This is a genomic window from Xanthomonas sp. NCPPB 1132 (assembly GCF_056629235.1).
The window spans coordinates 722,376-737,829 of the sequence record NZ_CM152819.1 but is presented as its reverse complement, the minus strand read 5'-3'; the positions used below and the strand labels follow the sequence as shown (position 1 = coordinate 737,829).

The following is a 15,454-nucleotide window of genomic DNA, read 5'->3' as shown; positions in this document are numbered from 1 at the left end:
CCCGGGCCGCGCGGCGCCTGCGAGGGCGCCGCGCCGCGGCTCAGCGCTCCAGTTGCTTCACGTCGTGGCGCCCGGAGGCATCGTCCTTGTGCGCTTCCGGCTTGGCCGGTGGCGCTGAAGGCGGAGGTGGTGGCGGCGGAGGCGAGGTCGGCTTCGGCGAATGCCGCTCGACCCACTGGATCGTCGCCGGCGATGGTGGCCACTTCGGCGATGCCGAGGGCGCAGACGCAGGCGGCGGCACCGGCTGCAGTCCCATCGATTCGCGCTGGCGACGGTCGTCTTCCTGCCGTTGCAGTTCCTTCGACAATTCCTTGTTGTAGCGGGGATTGAGCGCATCCGGCGGCGGGATCTGATGCATCCGCTCGCCCGGAGGCGTCCATTGCGGCGCGCCGCTCACGGCCTCGGAGGCAGACGCCGCCGGTGGCGGCGCCCGCCATTGCGGCGCCAACTGGCGCTGCAACGGAGCCGGAATCTGCGCCGGGCCGGCCGCGGCCGCTGCGCTTTCCAGCGGTCGATAGCGCGCGCGTTCACGCGCCCACGGCTGACCGCGATAGTGCGTGTCCCAATAGCGATCCAGCGCAAAGCCGACGGTGGGCACGCCGGGTACGATGCCCTGTTCCTGTGCGCTGAAATCGATCGCGCCGGCCGGCAACCAGCCGCGTTTTTCGCGCCAGCTGACATCGCACCAGGCCCAGTCGCGGGTGCAGCCATGCACCCGTAGCGCGTCGTCGGTGACCGGCGTGGCCACACGCGGATACTCCGGCGCCGGGCCGGCACGCAGGCTGGCGCCGATGCGCACCGTGCCACTGCCGTCCTGCGCCAGCGCCGGCGCGGCCATGCTCAACAGCAACGGCGTCCACCACCCTGCTCGCTTCATGCGGTCCTCCTTGTGTAGTGCGGCGGTTTTCTGCGCCGCTATCACGGCGGCGAAGATCGCTGTGCCGCTGTTCCTCGTTCTAGCACGGAGGAGCAGGGATTGGGGATTGGGGATTGGGGATTGGGGATTGGGGATTGGGGATTGGGGATTGGGGATTGGGGATTGGGGATTGGGGATTGGGGATTGGGGATGGCAGTGTGCTGGGCGGAGCCAAAGCATTGGCAAGCGATTTTCTGCGGGAGCGGCTCTTGTCCCTTTTGTGGGATCGGCCGCGACGGGCGTTACCGGTAATGCTCCGTCGCGGCTGAAGCCGCTCCTACAACAAAGCCAGAAGCGCTGGAAATGCCATGCACTCGCGAAAAATCACAAATCCCCAATCCCCAATCCCCAATCCCGGCTTATCCCGCCATACCGCTGTGCCGCAGCAGCGCTTCCAACTCCGGCGCACGACCGCGGAAGGCGGTGAAGTTCTCCAGCGCCGGGCGGCTGCCGCCGCGCGAGAGGATCTCGCGCAGAAAGCGCGCGCCGGTGTTCGCCAACTGATCCGGCGCTTCCTCGAATGCGGCATACGCGTCGGCGCTGAGCACCTCGGCCCATTTGTAGCTGTAGTAGCCAGCCGCATAGCCGCCGGCGAAGATGTGGTTGAACTGGTGCGGGAAGCGGTTCCACGCCGGCGGCCGGTTCACCGCCACGGCGTCGCGCACGCGCTCGAGCAACTGCAGCACGCTGTCGGACTGCGCATCGAAGCTGTGGTGCAGCTGCATGTCGAACAGCGCGAACTCGAGCTGGCGCACGGTGAACATGCCGCTCTGGTAGTTCTTCGCCGCCAGCATCTTGTCGAACAGCGCGCGCGGCAGCGGCTCGCCGCTGTCCACGTGCGCCGTCATCGCCTGCAGGCGCGGCCATTCCCAGCAGAAGTTCTCCATGAACTGGCTGGGCAGTTCCACCGCGTCCCATTCCACGCCGTTGATGCCGGCCACGCCCAGTTCGCCGACCTGGGTCAGCAACTGGTGCAGGCCATGGCCCATCTCGTGGAACAGGGTGGTGACCTCGTTGTGGGTGAAGGTGGCCGGCTTGCCGTCGCTGCCGCGGCCGAAGTTGCACACCAGGTACACCAGCGGGGTCTGCACGCCGTCGGCGCGTTCGCGGCGGTTGCGGCAGTCGTCCATCCAGGCTCCGCCGCGCTTGCCTTCGCGTGCGTAGAGATCCAGGTAGAACTGCCCGACCAGGCGCCCCTGCGCATCACTGAGGCGGAAGAAGCGCACGTCCGGATGCCACACCGGCGCGCTGTCGGCCTCCACGCGCAAGCCGTACAGGTCGTGGATCAGGCCGAACAGGCCGTCCAGCACCTTGGGCTCGGTGAAGTAGCGCTTCACCTCCTGCTCGGAGAAGCTGTAGCGCGCCTGCTTCAGTTTTTCGCTGACGTAGGCCAGATCCCAGGCTTCCAGCGTATCCAGGCCCAGGTGCTCACGTGCGAATTCCTCCAGCTCGGCGCGATCGCGCTGCGCGTAGGGCTTGGCGCGTGCGGCCAGGTCGTGCAGGAACGCCAGCACCTGTGCCGGATCCTGCGCCATCTTCGTCGCCAGCGAATACTCGGCGTAGCTGGCGAAGCCGAGCAGGGCCGCCAGTTCGTGACGCAGGGCGAGGATGCGGCCGATCGCCGCGCTGTTGTCCAGCGCCGCATCGCCGAACTCCGAGGCGCGAATCGCGTTGGCGCGGTACAGCGTCTCGCGCAGGGCGCGGTCCTCGGCGTACATCTGCACCGGCAGGTAGCAGGGCATCTGCAGGGTCAGCTTCCAGCCCGTCTGGCCGTCGCGTTCGGCCGCCGCACGCGCGGCGGCGATGCTGTCCTCGGGCAAGCCGGCCAGGCGCGCCGGGTCGTCGATCAGCAGCGACCACGCGTCGGTGGCGTCGAGCACGTTCTGCGAGAACTTGGCCGACAGCGCCGACAGCTCTTCCTGGATCGCGGCGAAGCGCTGCTTGTCGGCCTCGCCCAGTTCGGCGCCGCCCAGGCGGAAATCGCGCAGCGCGTTGTCCAGCACCTTGCGCTGCGCCGGCGTCAACGTGGCCGCCTCCGGCGATTGCGCCAGCGTGCGGTACTGGGCGAACAGCGCCAGGTTCTGCCCCAGCGCGCTGGAGAAGCGCGTCACCTTGGGCAGGTTGGCGTTGTAGGCCTCGCGCAGCGCCGGCGTGTTGACCACCGCCTGCAGGTGGCCCACCTGGCCCCAGGCCCGCCACAGGCGCTCGGTGGCATCGTCCAGCGGCGCCACGAAGCTGTCCCAGCGCACCGGCGCCACCGTCTCGGCGGCGGCCACGGCGGCCTCGGCCTGCGCCAGCAGCGTGTCGATCGCCGGGCCGATGTGCTCGGGCTGGATCGCATCGAAGCGCGGCAGGCCGGAAAAATCGAGCAGGGGATTGGTCATCGCGGAACTCTCGGTAGCGGAGGAAGGACCGGCGCGGCCGGCCATGAACGACAGATGGCGGTCAGTCCAGCGCAGCACAAGGCAGCGGCGGCAGGCCGGCACCGGCCACCGCCGCGGCCAGCTGCGCATCGGCCTGCTCCACGTCGATGCCCTGCTCGGCGTACCACTGCGGCCGGTAGTAGCTGTGCACGTAGCGCTCGCCGCTGTCGCACAGGATGGTGACAATGGCGCCGCTGCGGCCCTGCTCGCGCATGTGCGTGGCCGCCTGCAGCACGCCGACGAAGTTGGTGCCGGTGGAGCCGCCCACGCGCCGGCCCAGGCGCGCGCTGACGTAGCGCATCGCCGCCAGGCTCAGCGCGTCGGGCACCTTGACCATTGCATCGACACAACTGGGGATGAAGCTCGGCTCCACCCGCGGCCGGCCGATGCCTTCGATGCGCGAGCCGCCGGTGCTTTCCAGGCCGGCGTAGTCGCGCCCGGCCAGCGCCTCGCGGTAGCCGTCGAAGAACAGCGACACTTCCGGATCCGCGCACAGGATGCGGGTGGGATGGCGCCGGTAGCGCACGTAGCGGCCGAGCGTGGCCGCGGTGCCGCCGGTACCGGGGCTGCACACGATCCACGCCGGGATCGGATGCGGCTCCTCCTGCATCTGCCGGAAGATCGACTCGGCGATATTGTTGTTGGCGCGCCAGTCGGTGGCGCGCTCGGCGTACAGAAACTGGTCCATGAAGTGGCCGCCGGTCTCGCGCGCCAGTTGCACCGAATCGGCGTGCAGGTCGCAGGCGCGCCCGACCAAGTGGCAGCGTCCGCCCTGGAACTCGATCGTGGCGATCTTCTCCGGCGAGGTGGTGGCCGGGATCACCGCGATGAACGGCAGCCCCAGCAGGCGCGCGAAATACGCCTCGGACACCGCGGTGGAGCCGCTGGAGGCCTCGATCACCGGGCGCCCCTCGCGCAGCCAGCCGTTGGCCAGCGCGTACAGGAACAGCGAGCGCGCCAGGCGGTGCTTGAGGCTGCCGGTGGGATGGCTGGACTCGTCCTTGAAGTACAGGTCGATGCTGGGGAAACCGGGCAGGTCCAGCGGGATCAGGTGGGTGTCGGCCGAGCGGTTGAAGTCGGCTTCGATCTTCTGGATGGCGGCGGCCACCCAAGCGCGATGGGTCATGGCGATGCGGGAGCGGAGAAACCGCGCCCACGATACACGCCCGGCCGCGCGCCAGGGCCATGCGCGGCAGCGGCCGCCACGGCGGCGTTCACCCGGCGCGGCGGGCGCTCAGCCGGCGACCACGCTGAAGCCGGCATCGGCGATCGCCTGCTCCAGCGTGGCCACGTCGATGCGCGCCGGGTCGTAGTCGATGCCGACGCGCCCGCCTTCCAGCACCACCGTGCTGGCGGTCACGCCCGGACAGGCGTCCAGCACGCGCTGCAACCGTGCGCTGCAGCCGCCGCAGCTCATGCCGTGGACGAGGAGATCGAGATGGTGCATGTCAGGCTCCAGGGTCGAGAAATCGCATCCGCGCTCATTGCGGACGCCAGCGATTCAGCAGCAAGGCATTGCCCAGCACCGACACCGAACTCAGTGCCATCGCCGCGCCGGCGATCACCGGGTTGAGCAGGCCGAACGCGGCCAGCGGGATACCCAGGCCGTTGAAGACGAAGGCGAAGAACAGGTTCTGGCGGATCTTGCGCACCGTCGCCGCGGACAGGTCGATGGCGGCGGCGACGCCGGCCAGGTCGCCGTGCATCAGCACCACGTCGGCCGCCTCGATGGCGATGTCCGAGCCGCTGCCGATGGCGAAGCTGACGTCGGCCGCGGCCAGCGCCGGGGCATCGTTGATGCCGTCGCCGACCATGCCCACGTGTGCGCCCGGCACGGCCTGCAGCCGGCGCACGTGCTCGGCCTTGTCCTGCGGCAGCACCTCGGCCTGCACCTGCTTGATGCCGAGCCGCACGGCCACCGCCTGCGCCGCGTGGCGGTTGTCGCCGCTGAGCATGGTCACCGCGACGCCGCGCGCCTGCAGCAACGCCACCGCCTCGGCGGCATCCTCGCGCAGCGGATCGGCGATGGCGATGTAGCCGCTCATCGCGCCATCCACCGCCACTCCGACCACGCTGTGGCCCTGCGCCTGTGCCGCCTCGGCCTGGCGGCGCAGCGCCGGGTCGGCCGGCGCGGCGACCAGGCCGTCGAGCCACGCCAGCGCGCCCAGCGCCACCTCGCGCCCGTCGACGCGGCCGCGCACGCCCTGCCCCGGCAGCGTCTGCACCGCCTCGGCCAATGGCGCCGGCACGGCCGCGCGCACCCCCAGGTCGGCGGCGCGCTGCACGATGGCGCGCGCCAGCGGGTGCGCCGAACCGGTCTCCAGCGCCGCGGCCAGGCGCAACAGCGGTGCGGTCTCGGCCGCGTCGGCGACCAGCACCGCCGTCACCTGCGGCTGGCCCAGAGTCAGGGTGCCGGTCTTGTCGACCACCAGCGCGGTCAGCGCACGGGCGCGTTCCAGCACCTCGGCGTCGCGGATCAGGATGCCGGCGCGCGCGCCGACACCGGTGCCGACCATGATCGCGGTCGGCGTGGCCAGCCCCAGCGCGCACGGGCAGGCGATCACCAGCACCGCCACCGCGTGCACCAGCGCCTCGGCGAAGCTGCCGCCCAGCGCCCAGGTCGCGCCCAGGGTGACCGCGGCGATGGCCAGCACCGCCGGCACGAACACCGCGGCGATACGGTCGACCAGGCGCTGGATCGGCGCACGCGAGCCTTGCGCGGCATCGACCATGCGCACGATCTGCGCCAGCAGGGTGTCCGCGCCGACGCCGGTGGCGCGCGCGCGCAGCAGGCCGAGCTGATTGACCGTCGCGGCGTGCAGACGGCTGCCCGGCGCCTTGGCCACCGGCATGGCCTCGCCGGAGAGCATGGCCTCGTCCACGCTGGAATGACCCTCGAGCACCTCGCCGTCCACCGGCACGCGCTCGCCGGCGGCGACCACGAACACGTCGCCGACCGCCAGTTCCGCCGCGTCCACCTCCACGATGGCGCCGTCGCGCTCGACCCGCGCGGTGGTCGGCGCCAGGTCGAGCAGCGCGCGCACCGCCGCGGTGGTGCGGCGCTTGGCGCGGGCCTCGAGCAGGCGCCCGAGCAGCACCAGGGTGATGACGCTGGTGCTGGCCTCGAAGTACACGTGCTGGCCATGCAGGCCGGCCACGGTGACCACGGCGCTGTAAAGATAGGCCATGCCGGTGCCCAGCGCGACCAGCACGTCCATGTTGGCGCTGCCGTTGCGCAGTGCGCGGTAGCCGGCGCGGTAGAAACGCGCGCCGATCCAGCACTGCACCGGCGTCGCCAGCAACAGCTGCAGCCAGCGCGGCAGCGGTTCGACGTGCGCGCCGCGCAGGGCGTCGCCATCCAGCATGCCGAGCATCTGCCCCCAGAACGGCAGCGTCAGCAGCACCGCCGCGGCGAACAGGCCCAGCTCGCGTCGCCAGGCGCGCCGTTCGCTGCGCTCGCGCTCGGCCAGCTGCGCCGGGTCCATGGCCTCGACGACGCGCGCGCCGAACCCGGCGCGGGCGATCCGCGCGACCAGGTCCGCGGGCGCGACCGCACCAGGCACGATCTCCACCCGCGCCTTGGCCGAGGCCAGGTTGGCGTGGCCGGCAAGCACGCCCGCGGTCTTCGCCAGCACCGCATCGATGGACGCGACGCAGGACGCGCAGTGCAGGCCGCTGAGCTCCAGGGTCACGGTCTGGGTCGGCACGCGGTAGCCGGCGTGCTGGATGCGCTGCAGCAGCGTCGGCAGATCCACCTGCTGCGGATCGTAGTCCACCTGCACGCGCGCGCCGGCGTAGCTGGCCTGGGCCGCTACGCCGGGCAGACGCGTGAGCGCTTTTTCCACGCCCGCCGCGCAGGCGGCGCAGGTCATGCGCTGCACCGGCAGCGTCAGCGACGCGGTGGCCCGGTCCGCGCTCATCGCGACGGCTCGCCGGCGGCATCGCCGCGGATGTCGCCCAGGATCGGGCAGGCGTCCGGCGCGCCGTGGCCGGGGCAATCCTCGACCAGGGCCGCCAGGGTGTCGCGCATCTCGGTCAGTTCGGCGATGCGCCGGTCCAGCGCCTGCAGGCGCGCGCTGGCGCGCTGCTTGATGCCCTCCACGCCATGCACGCGATCATCCTGCAGCGCCAGCAACTCGCCGATCTCCTCCAGCGAAAAGCCCAGTTCCTTGGCGCGGCGGATGAAACGCACCCGCTGCACTGCCGTGGCGTCGTACTCGCGGTAGCCGGAGGCGCGGCGCGGGGCGGGAGGCAGCAGGCCCTGGCGTTCGTAGTAACGCACGGTGTCGATGGCGACGTCGGCCTGGCGGGCGAGCGCGCCGATGGTGAAGCGGGCGGTGGCGGGGTCGGATCGCATGCGCACACCCTACTCCCTGGACTCGGGTCCAGAGTCAAGCCTTGCCGCATGGCGGTCGCTTGCCGCGCACGCCGGCTTCGGTATCCTCTTCCGTTCCCGACGCCACGCTGCCGCCTGTGCCGACTTCCGCCGTCCTGCTGCGCCTGCTGCTGTGCCTGAGCCTGCTGCTCAACGGCACCGCGGCCGCCATGGCGATGCCCGGCATGCCGGCGCACGGCAGCGCGACGCACGAAGCGGCTGCCATCGTCGCCAGCGCGGCGCCGGCGCATGCGGCGATGCCCTGCCACGACGCACCGCCACCGCCGCCGACCGACCACGGCGCGCACTGCCACGACCATGCCGGCAAGCACGGCGGCTGCGGCGGCATGGCCGGCTGCCAATGCCCGCACGCGCAACCGCTGCCGGCCTTGCTGGCGATGCCGCTGGCGCTGCCACGCTTGCCCCGCACCCTGGTGGCCGCCGCTCCCCAGGCCGCGCACGGCGCGCCCGGCCTGCCGCGGCTGGAGCGCCCTCCCAGCGCCTGAGCGCGCGCGGCCGCCTGCTGGGCGGTCTCCCGGCGGCAGCGCACAGGCGCTGCCGCGTCCGTGCCTGCAGCGCTCCGTCGGTGCTGTGCGGCGCATCGCATCCGCTTACGGACATCGCACATGAACCCATCTTCTTCCGGCCTGCCGGCGCTGCCGTCGCGGCGCCGCTTCGTCACCGGGCTGGCACTGGGCGCCGCCGCCGGCCTCACCGGGCTGCCGCTGCGCCACGCCCAGGCCAGCGCACTGGCGCGCAACGGCGCCGCGCCCTACGTGCTGCACGGCACCGATCTGGACCTGAGCATCGGCAGCACACAGGTCAACTTCACCGGGCGCACGCGCCCCGCCATCGCGGTCAACGGCAGCGTGCCGGCGCCGCTGCTGCGCTGGCGCGAAGGCGACACCGTGACCATCCGCGTGGCCAACCGCCTGCCCGGCCACACCCAGACCTCGGTGCACTGGCACGGCCTGCTGCTGCCGGCCAACATGGACGGCGTGCCGGGCATGAGCTTCGACGGCATCTACCCGGGCGAGACCTACCAATACCGCTTCGCCCTGCGCCAGTCCGGCACCTACTGGTACCACAGCCATTCGCTGCACCAGGAGCAGGCCGGGCTGTACGGCGCCATCGTCATCGACCCGCGCGAGCCGCCGCCGTACCGCTACGACCGCGAACACGTGCTGCTGCTGTCGGACTGGACCGATCTGGATCCGGCGGCGCTGTTCCGGCGACTGAAGAAGATGCCGTCCTACGACAACCTGTACCAGCGCACCGTCGGCGATTTCCTGCGCGACGCGCGCGAGGACGGGCTGCGCGCCACCCTCGCCGACCGCGGCATGTGGGGGCGCATGCGCATGACGCCGAGCGACCTGTCCGACGTCAACGGCAACACCTACACCTACCTGCTCAACGGCATGACCCCGGCCGGCAACTGGACCGGGTTGTTCCGCCCCGGCGAGAAGGTGCTGCTGCGCTTCATCAACGCCTCCAGCATGAGTTACTTCGACGTGCGCATCCCCGGGCTGAAGATGACCGTGGTCGCCGCCGACGGCCAATACGTGCATCCGGTGAGCGTGGACGAGTTCCGCATCGCCGCGGCCGAGACCTTTGATGTGCTGGTCGAACCCAGCGGCCAGGACGCCTACACGGTGTTCGCCCAGGACATGGGCCGCACCGGCCACGCGCGCGGCACCCTGGCCGTGCGCGAAGGCCTGCAGGCGCCGGTGCCGGCGAACGATCCGCGTCCGTTGCTGCGCATGCAGGACATGGGCCATGCGATGGCCGGACACGCCGGCATGGACCACGGAGCCGGCACAGGCATGCAGGGCATGGAAGGCGGCTGCGGCGCGAACATGCACATGGCCGGCATGCCGGGCATGGACCACGCCGCGCACGCGGCTGCCAGCGCTGCCGCCGCGCCTGCGCATCCAGCCAGCGAACGCGGCAATCCATTGGTGGACATGCAGTCCTCCGCCACTGCGCCGCGGCTGGACGACCCCGGCATCGGCCTGCGCGACAACGGCCGCCGCGTGCTGACCTACGCCGACCTGCACAGCCTGTTCGAGGACCCGGACGGACGCGAGCCGGGGCGCGAGATCCAGTTGCACCTGACCGGCAACATGGAGAAGTTCGCCTGGTCGTTCGACGGCATTCCCTTCGCCAGCGCCGAGCCGCTGCGGCTGAACTACGGCGAGCGCCTGCGCATCGTGCTGGTCAACGACACGATGATGCAGCACCCGATCCACCTGCACGGCATGTGGAGCGACGTCGAGGACGCCGCCGGCCGCTTCCAGGTGCGCAAGCACACCGTGGACATGCCGCCGGGCACGCGCCGCAGCTACCGCGTGCGCGCCGATGCGCTGGGCCGCTGGGCCTACCACTGCCACCTGCTGTACCACATGGACGGCGGCATGATGCGCGAAGTGCGGGTGGACGCATGAGCCGCTTCCGTCTCGCTCCACTCGCCCAGGCGACCGGCATGGCGCTGCTGTTGGCGCACGCCGTGGCGCAGGCACAGCATGTCCACGCGGCCGACAGCGACGCCGATCGCCCTGCCGCGCCCTGCGCCTGCCCGGCGTCCGCTGCCAGCATGCCCATCGCGGACGCGACAGCAGCGCAGCCCGGCACGGCGATGCAGGGCGCCATGGACCACGCAGCCATGGGCCATGCCGCGCACGCGCCAGTCATGGACGGCGCGTCTGCCACGCAGACCACGGCAGAGCACGCCGACGCCATGTCGCACGAGCATATGGAGCACGCCACGATGGACCACGCGGCGGCGCCGGCGTCGCAGGTCGAGCATGCGCACTCCGCACACGACGGCATGCATCACGACCGCATGGACCATGCGACGCCGTCGGCGCCCGAACCGACAGCGACAGCGACAGCGACAGCGACAGCGTGCCACTGTCCCGCGAGCGCCGACACGTCGCTGCCGCGCGAGCCGATCCCGCCGATCACCGCCGCCGACCTGGCGGCGGCGTTCCCGGTGCTGCGCGACCACGGCATGGCGCACGGCGCGGCGCGCACCGGCTACCTGCTGGTCGATCGCCTGGAGGGCTGGGACAACGCCCGCGGCAGCGGCCAGGCCTGGGAAGCGCGCGGCTGGTACGGCGGCGACATCGACCGGCTGTGGCTGCGCAGCGACGGCGAACGCGAGGGCGGCCGCACCACGGCGTCCTCGCTGGAACTGGCCTACGGGCGCGCGATCTCGCCGTGGTGGGACGTGCTGATCGGCGGCAGGCAGGCGTTCGCGCCGGGCAGCGCGCGGACCTCGACCGCGTTCGGCGTGCAGGGCATGGCGCCGTACAAGTTCGAGGTCTCGGCGATGCTGTATGTCGGCGCAGGCGGCCATGCCAGCCTGCACCTGGAAGGCGAATACGACGTGCTGCTGACCAACCGACTGATCCTGCAGCCACGGCTGGAGGCGGAACTGGCCGCGCGCGACGATCCGGCGCACCGCACCGGCAGCGGCCTGGCCACCGTGGAGGGCGGACTGCGCCTGCGTTACGAGATCACGCGGCGGTTCGCGCCATATGTCGGCGTGGACCACGTCCGCCACTTCGGCGACACCGCCGAGCTGCGCCGCGCCGACGGCGAAGCGGTACGCGAGACGCGCTGGGTCGCCGGCCTGCGGTTCTGGTTCTGACGGTTCTGCTGTTGAGCTACGGGTGCGCGCTCCGGCGGCAAGGACGCGCCCCCGCAGCGAAACGCGACGTCGCCGCCAGAGCGATGCGCGTCTCGCGCCAAGTTCACGCAAACGGCCGTGCGTCCGTAGGAGTCAACTGTCATGCACCTGCGATGACAGGAGGAGCGTACGGGGCCTGATCGCGCGCGATGGCATTGAGCCAGCGCAGGAACTTGTGCATGCAGGCGACGATGGCGACCTTGGCCGGCTTGCCCGCTGCGCGCAGACGTGCGTAGGTGTTGGCCAAGGGGGATTTGGCGCGGATGCTGGCCCAGGTGGCCATGTACAGCACGCGCCGCACGTCGGCACGTCCGCCTTTGATGCGGCGCTGGCCTTTCCAGCAGCCGCTGTCGTGATTGAACGGGGCCAGCCCGACCAGGGCAGCGAGCTTGCGTGGCGGCAGCGTGCCCAGCTCTGGCAGCCGCGCGGCCAGAACCGCGCGCAGGATCGTGCCGAGCCCAGGCACCTTGGGTAGGCTCGAGCAGGTCTTGCCCTGCTGCTCGATCTCCTGCGTCAACGTCTGGATCTGCTGGTTCAGCAGGGCGATCACCTCTCGGCAGCGGTGTTGCACCTTGGCGCTGGTGATGTGCTCCAGGCGCCGCCGATGGGCATCACGCTGGCTCACCAGGGTGGCACGCAGGTCCAGCAGTTCGCGAAGAGACTGCTGGTGCTCGGGCGCCACGGGCGTGGGCATGGTCGGGATGTGCTGGGCGGCGATGGCCAGCAGGCGCGCGTCCAGGGCATCGGTCTTGGCATGCAGGCCCAAGGCCTGGGCAAGCTTGCGCGGACGATCGGCGGCCATCCGCACTGCCGGCAGGTTTGCCTCTCGGAGCACCTGCAGCACGGCATGTTCGTAGCCGCCACTGGCTTCCAGCACGATCCGCTCGCAGCCCAGCTCGGCAAGGCGTTGGGCCAGCGCACGCTGCCCCTGTGGCGTATTGGGTTGGGTCCAGGCCTGCTCGTCCGGCAGGACATGAATGACCAGTTCGGCCTTGGATACATCGATCCCGACATGGCGCCGCATAGACGTTCTCCGCAGTAGACTCAGGGACGAGAGCGCTCCTGCCGATGCCCATGCTTGTGGAGTTCGAGCTCGTCACTCGGGCAACTGTTCGGGCTTGTCAGGCAGGAGAACCGGAGTGCGGCGGCGCTGACTCCTACTCGTGCTTGCTGGCACTGCGGCTAAACGGCCTGCCGCACTCCGCTCTCACCTGCAACGATAGACCCTTATTTGACACAAGCGGCTTCAGCCGCGACGGGCATTCCCGGGACTGCCCGTCGCGGCTGAAGCCGCTCCTACGAGATGCGGAACCGGGCCGCGGCACAGCGCATCAGGCACCGACGGCGACGAACGCTGGACGCGCCTCTTCGCCGTTCATGCGTGCAGCGCCGCCTGCAATGCCTCCACGTCGTGCCGTGGCGGACGCAGCGCGCCCAGCGTGCGGACCAGCTCGCGATAGCTGCGCGCGAGTTGCCCGAACAGGCTGGCGTCGCTGTCGCGGGTTTCGGCGACTTCGGCGTAGGCGCCACGGCCGAGGTCGATGAAGTAGTCCACGCTGACCCGACGCCGTGCCGCCACGCCGGGGAACAGCCCGGCGATCAGCAGGCAGCCGTCGCCGACCTCACGCAAGGCGTCGGCACGTGCACGCCCCACCTGCTCCTGCGCATGCAGCCACGCCAGCGCCTGGATGCGCGCCAGCAACTGCGCGTCGCGCTGGTAGCGCAGCAGCACGAACACCAGATAGTGCTCGCGCGATTCGTCCAGCGGCCGGCCCAGGCGCTGCCCGGCCTCGTGCACCAGCGCCTGCCACAGCTCGGCCGGCGCCCCCTGTCTGAAAGACTCGTACATGCGTCCTCCTGCGTGGTGGGAACCCTCGCAGGAAGCTTATGCATAACCCGCGCCACACTGCTGGCAATGTCCACGCACAAGTGCCAGCGTTCGCGGCGTGATCAGCGGCGTCATGCGGCGCTCGCAGCTGCGCGCCATGTGGCACCTCGCGCAGCGCTCGATGCCCGGATCGTTCAGGACCTGCGGCGCTTGCGGACGTCGCCGGTCGCCGGCGCAGCGCCCTGCGCCAGAATGCCGGCGAGGATCAGGTCGATCCCGGCGACGAAATCCAGACGGTCGTCGTGCGTGCGCAGCGCGGTAGCCATGCTGCGCACGAACGGATAGGCGTCCGGATCGAGCCGCGACCACATGCCCGCCATCGCGTCCAGGGCCTCGCTGCGGACAAGCCCCTGGGTCAGCGCCAACTGCGTGTTGGCCGCGTTCTGCCCGCTCACGCCGAGCATGTAGTTGAGCAACGCGGACACCGCCGCCCACTGCGCGGTGTCGGCCACACCAAGCGCGCGCAACGGCTGGCCCAGGCCTTCGATGATGCGCACGATCGGCAACTGTCCCGGCGCCTGCCACAGCGCCGACCCGATCCAGGGATGCGCATCGATCGCGTCGAACATGGCCAGGGCCAGCGCGCGGATGGCGGCCTGCGGCGTGGCGGCTGCCGGTGGCGGCGGCAGGCTGCGCGCGATGACGGCATCGCAGGCCGCGGTCAGCAGATCGCGCTTGTCGGCGATATGGCCGTACAGGGCGCCCGGTCCGGTGGCGAGCCGTTCGGACAGCGCGCGGAAGGTCAGGCCGGCGTCGCCGTCGCGATCGAGCAGGGCGATCGCCGCGTCGACGATCTGCTCGCGCGACAACGCGGCATCGCGTCGGGACGGGCTGGGGCGTGGCTTGGCCATGGCCGATCTTGACACGGATGGAACGTCATTCCAAGATGATGGAACGACGTTCCATCACCGCGTACAGCGCGCATCGCTGCACGCACTGCTCCCTCGAGGTCCCGGATGCACACTCCCATCGCGATCATCGGCGCCGGACTGGGCGGGCTCGCGCTCGCCCGCGTGCTGCACCTACACGGCATCGCCGCAACGCTCTACGAAGCCGAGGCATCGGCCGAGGCGCGCCCGCAGGGCGGCCTGCTCGACATCCACGAATACAACGGACAACTGGCGCTCAAGGACGCCGGGCTCTACGCGCAGTTCCGCGCGCTGGTGTTGCCCGGCGCGGATGCGAAACGCGTGGTCGACGCGCACGGGACGCTGCTGGTGGAGCGACCGGACATCGCCGCCGGCAGTCGGCCGGAGGTGGATCGCGGGCAGTTGCGTCGCCTGCTGCTCGATGCGCTTCCCGCCGGCGCGGTGCGCTGGAGCCACAAGCTCGCCGGGGTGTCGCCGCTCGGCGAGGGGCGGCATCGGCTGCACTTCGGCAATGGCGCCACGGTCACCACCGACCTGCTGGTCGGTGCGGACGGCGCCTGGTCGAAGGTGCGGCCCTTGCTGTCCGCTGCGGTGCCCGCCTACAGCGGCACCACCTTCGTCGAGACCTGCCTGCTGCACGCCGACACCCGGTATCCGGCCAGCGCGCACCTGGTCGGCGGCGGCACGCTGATGGCGGTCGCACCGGGCAAGGGCGTGCTCGTGCACCGCCATGCCGACGGCATGTTGCAGGCCTATGTGGCGCTGGTCAGGCCGGAGGCGTGGTTCGACGGCATCGACGCTGCCGTGCCGGCGAGCGCGATGGCGCGCATCGCCGCGGAGTTCGCCGGCTGGGCGCCGGCGCTGACCGCGTTGATCACCGCCAGCGACACCCCACCGGTGCTGCGTCCGATCCATGCCTTGCCGGTCGAGCATCGCTGGGAGCGCGTCCCCGGCGTCACCCTGCTCGGCGATGCGGCGCACCTGATGTCGCCGTTCGCCGGCGAAGGCGCCAATCTCGCGCTCTACGATGGGGCCGAGCTGGGCAAGGCCATCGCCGCGCATCCAGGCGCGATCGACGCCGCGCTGGCCATGTATGAAGCCGCGCTGTTCGCGCGCAGCGCGCCGTTCGCCCACGAATCGCAGCGCAACCTCGCCCTGTTCTTCGACGACACCGCGCCGCAGAGCCTGGTCGATTTCTTCAACGGCATCGCCGCCTAGCGCTCAGCGGCAGCCCGCGCGGCGCCGCGGCGGAATCGCCGCCACGGCGCTTTCCCTGCGCATTGCCGGCATGC

General features: G+C 71.2%; 13 protein-coding genes. 4 read left to right on the top strand and 9 right to left on the bottom strand.

The genetic code is table 11. The features are described 5' to 3' along the window. Positions 1–40 precede the first annotated feature (40 nt). The 6 genes from AC1G9L_RS03280 to AC1G9L_RS03255 form a co-directional block, all read right to left on the bottom strand. Positions 41–877 (bottom strand): SH3 domain-containing protein, encoded by an 837-nt coding sequence (locus AC1G9L_RS03280; protein ID WP_481070267.1) that lies wholly within the window; start codon positions 875–877, stop codon positions 41–43. Positions 878–1,275: 398 nt separating this feature from the next. After that, on the bottom strand, positions 1,276–3,300 hold the full coding sequence (locus tag AC1G9L_RS03275; RefSeq protein ID WP_019801919.1) for a M3 family metallopeptidase: 2,025 nt from the start codon (positions 3,298–3,300) through the stop codon (positions 1,276–1,278). 61 nt (positions 3,301–3,361) lie between these two features. Beyond that, complete coding sequence (locus AC1G9L_RS03270) at positions 3,362–4,465, bottom strand: PLP-dependent cysteine synthase family protein (protein WP_481070266.1); 1,104 nt, start codon at positions 4,463–4,465, stop codon at positions 3,362–3,364. Between the two features lie 108 nt (positions 4,466–4,573). Continuing rightward, positions 4,574–4,786 carry a heavy-metal-associated domain-containing protein gene (locus AC1G9L_RS03265; RefSeq protein ID WP_481070265.1) on the bottom strand — a complete coding sequence of 71 codons (213 nt, stop codon included), beginning with the start codon at positions 4,784–4,786 and terminating at the stop codon, positions 4,574–4,576. A 34-nt stretch (positions 4,787–4,820) separates the two neighbouring features. Continuing rightward, positions 4,821–7,259, bottom strand: a complete 2,439-nt coding sequence (locus AC1G9L_RS03260; RefSeq protein ID WP_481070264.1) for a heavy metal translocating P-type ATPase — start codon at positions 7,257–7,259, stop codon at positions 4,821–4,823. Continuing rightward, positions 7,256–7,696 carry a heavy metal-responsive transcriptional regulator gene (locus AC1G9L_RS03255; protein WP_481070263.1) on the bottom strand — a complete coding sequence of 147 codons (441 nt, stop codon included), beginning with the start codon at positions 7,694–7,696 and terminating at the stop codon, positions 7,256–7,258. Before AC1G9L_RS03255 ends, AC1G9L_RS03260 begins: the two co-directional genes overlap by 4 nt. Before the next feature lie 116 nt (positions 7,697–7,812). Here AC1G9L_RS03255 and AC1G9L_RS03250 point away from each other — a divergent pair, with 116 nt between their 5' ends. The 3 genes from AC1G9L_RS03250 to AC1G9L_RS03240 all read left to right on the top strand — a co-directional run bounded on the left by AC1G9L_RS03250 (position 7,813) and on the right by AC1G9L_RS03240 (position 11,366). Next, positions 7,813–8,220, top strand: a complete 408-nt coding sequence (locus AC1G9L_RS03250) for a CopL family metal-binding regulatory protein (protein WP_481070262.1) — start codon at positions 7,813–7,815, stop codon at positions 8,218–8,220. A gap of 120 nt (positions 8,221–8,340) precedes the next feature. Next, positions 8,341–10,158: a copper resistance system multicopper oxidase gene (locus AC1G9L_RS03245; protein ID WP_481070261.1), complete on the top strand. Its 1,818-nt coding sequence runs from the start codon at positions 8,341–8,343 to the stop codon at positions 10,156–10,158. Continuing rightward, positions 10,155–11,366, top strand: coding sequence for a copper resistance protein B (locus AC1G9L_RS03240; protein ID WP_481070260.1), 1,212 nt, complete (start codon positions 10,155–10,157; stop codon positions 11,364–11,366). Before AC1G9L_RS03245 ends, AC1G9L_RS03240 begins: the two co-directional genes overlap by 4 nt. A 139-nt stretch (positions 11,367–11,505) precedes the next feature. Here AC1G9L_RS03240 and AC1G9L_RS03235 read toward each other — a convergent pair whose 3' ends face one another. The 3 genes from AC1G9L_RS03235 to AC1G9L_RS03225 all read right to left on the bottom strand — a co-directional run bounded on the left by AC1G9L_RS03235 (position 11,506) and on the right by AC1G9L_RS03225 (position 14,144). Continuing rightward, entirely contained in the window at positions 11,506–12,429 is a 924-nt protein-coding gene (locus tag AC1G9L_RS03235) for an IS110 family transposase (RefSeq protein WP_481070259.1), read from the bottom strand. Positions 12,430–12,780: 351 nt separating this feature from the next. Continuing rightward, positions 12,781–13,254, bottom strand: a complete 474-nt coding sequence (locus AC1G9L_RS03230) for a hypothetical protein (RefSeq protein WP_010343809.1) — start codon at positions 13,252–13,254, stop codon at positions 12,781–12,783. 173 nt (positions 13,255–13,427) lie between these two features. Beyond that, positions 13,428–14,144, bottom strand: a complete 717-nt coding sequence (locus AC1G9L_RS03225) for a TetR/AcrR family transcriptional regulator (RefSeq protein ID WP_481070258.1) — start codon at positions 14,142–14,144, stop codon at positions 13,428–13,430. 105 nt (positions 14,145–14,249) lie between these two features. Between AC1G9L_RS03225 and AC1G9L_RS03220 the strand changes: the two genes are divergently transcribed. Further along, the gene (locus tag AC1G9L_RS03220; RefSeq protein WP_019800636.1) at positions 14,250–15,380 is read left to right on the top strand and encodes an FAD-dependent monooxygenase; all 1,131 of its coding nucleotides are present in this window, start codon (positions 14,250–14,252) and stop codon (positions 15,378–15,380) included. Positions 15,381–15,454 lie beyond the last annotated feature (74 nt).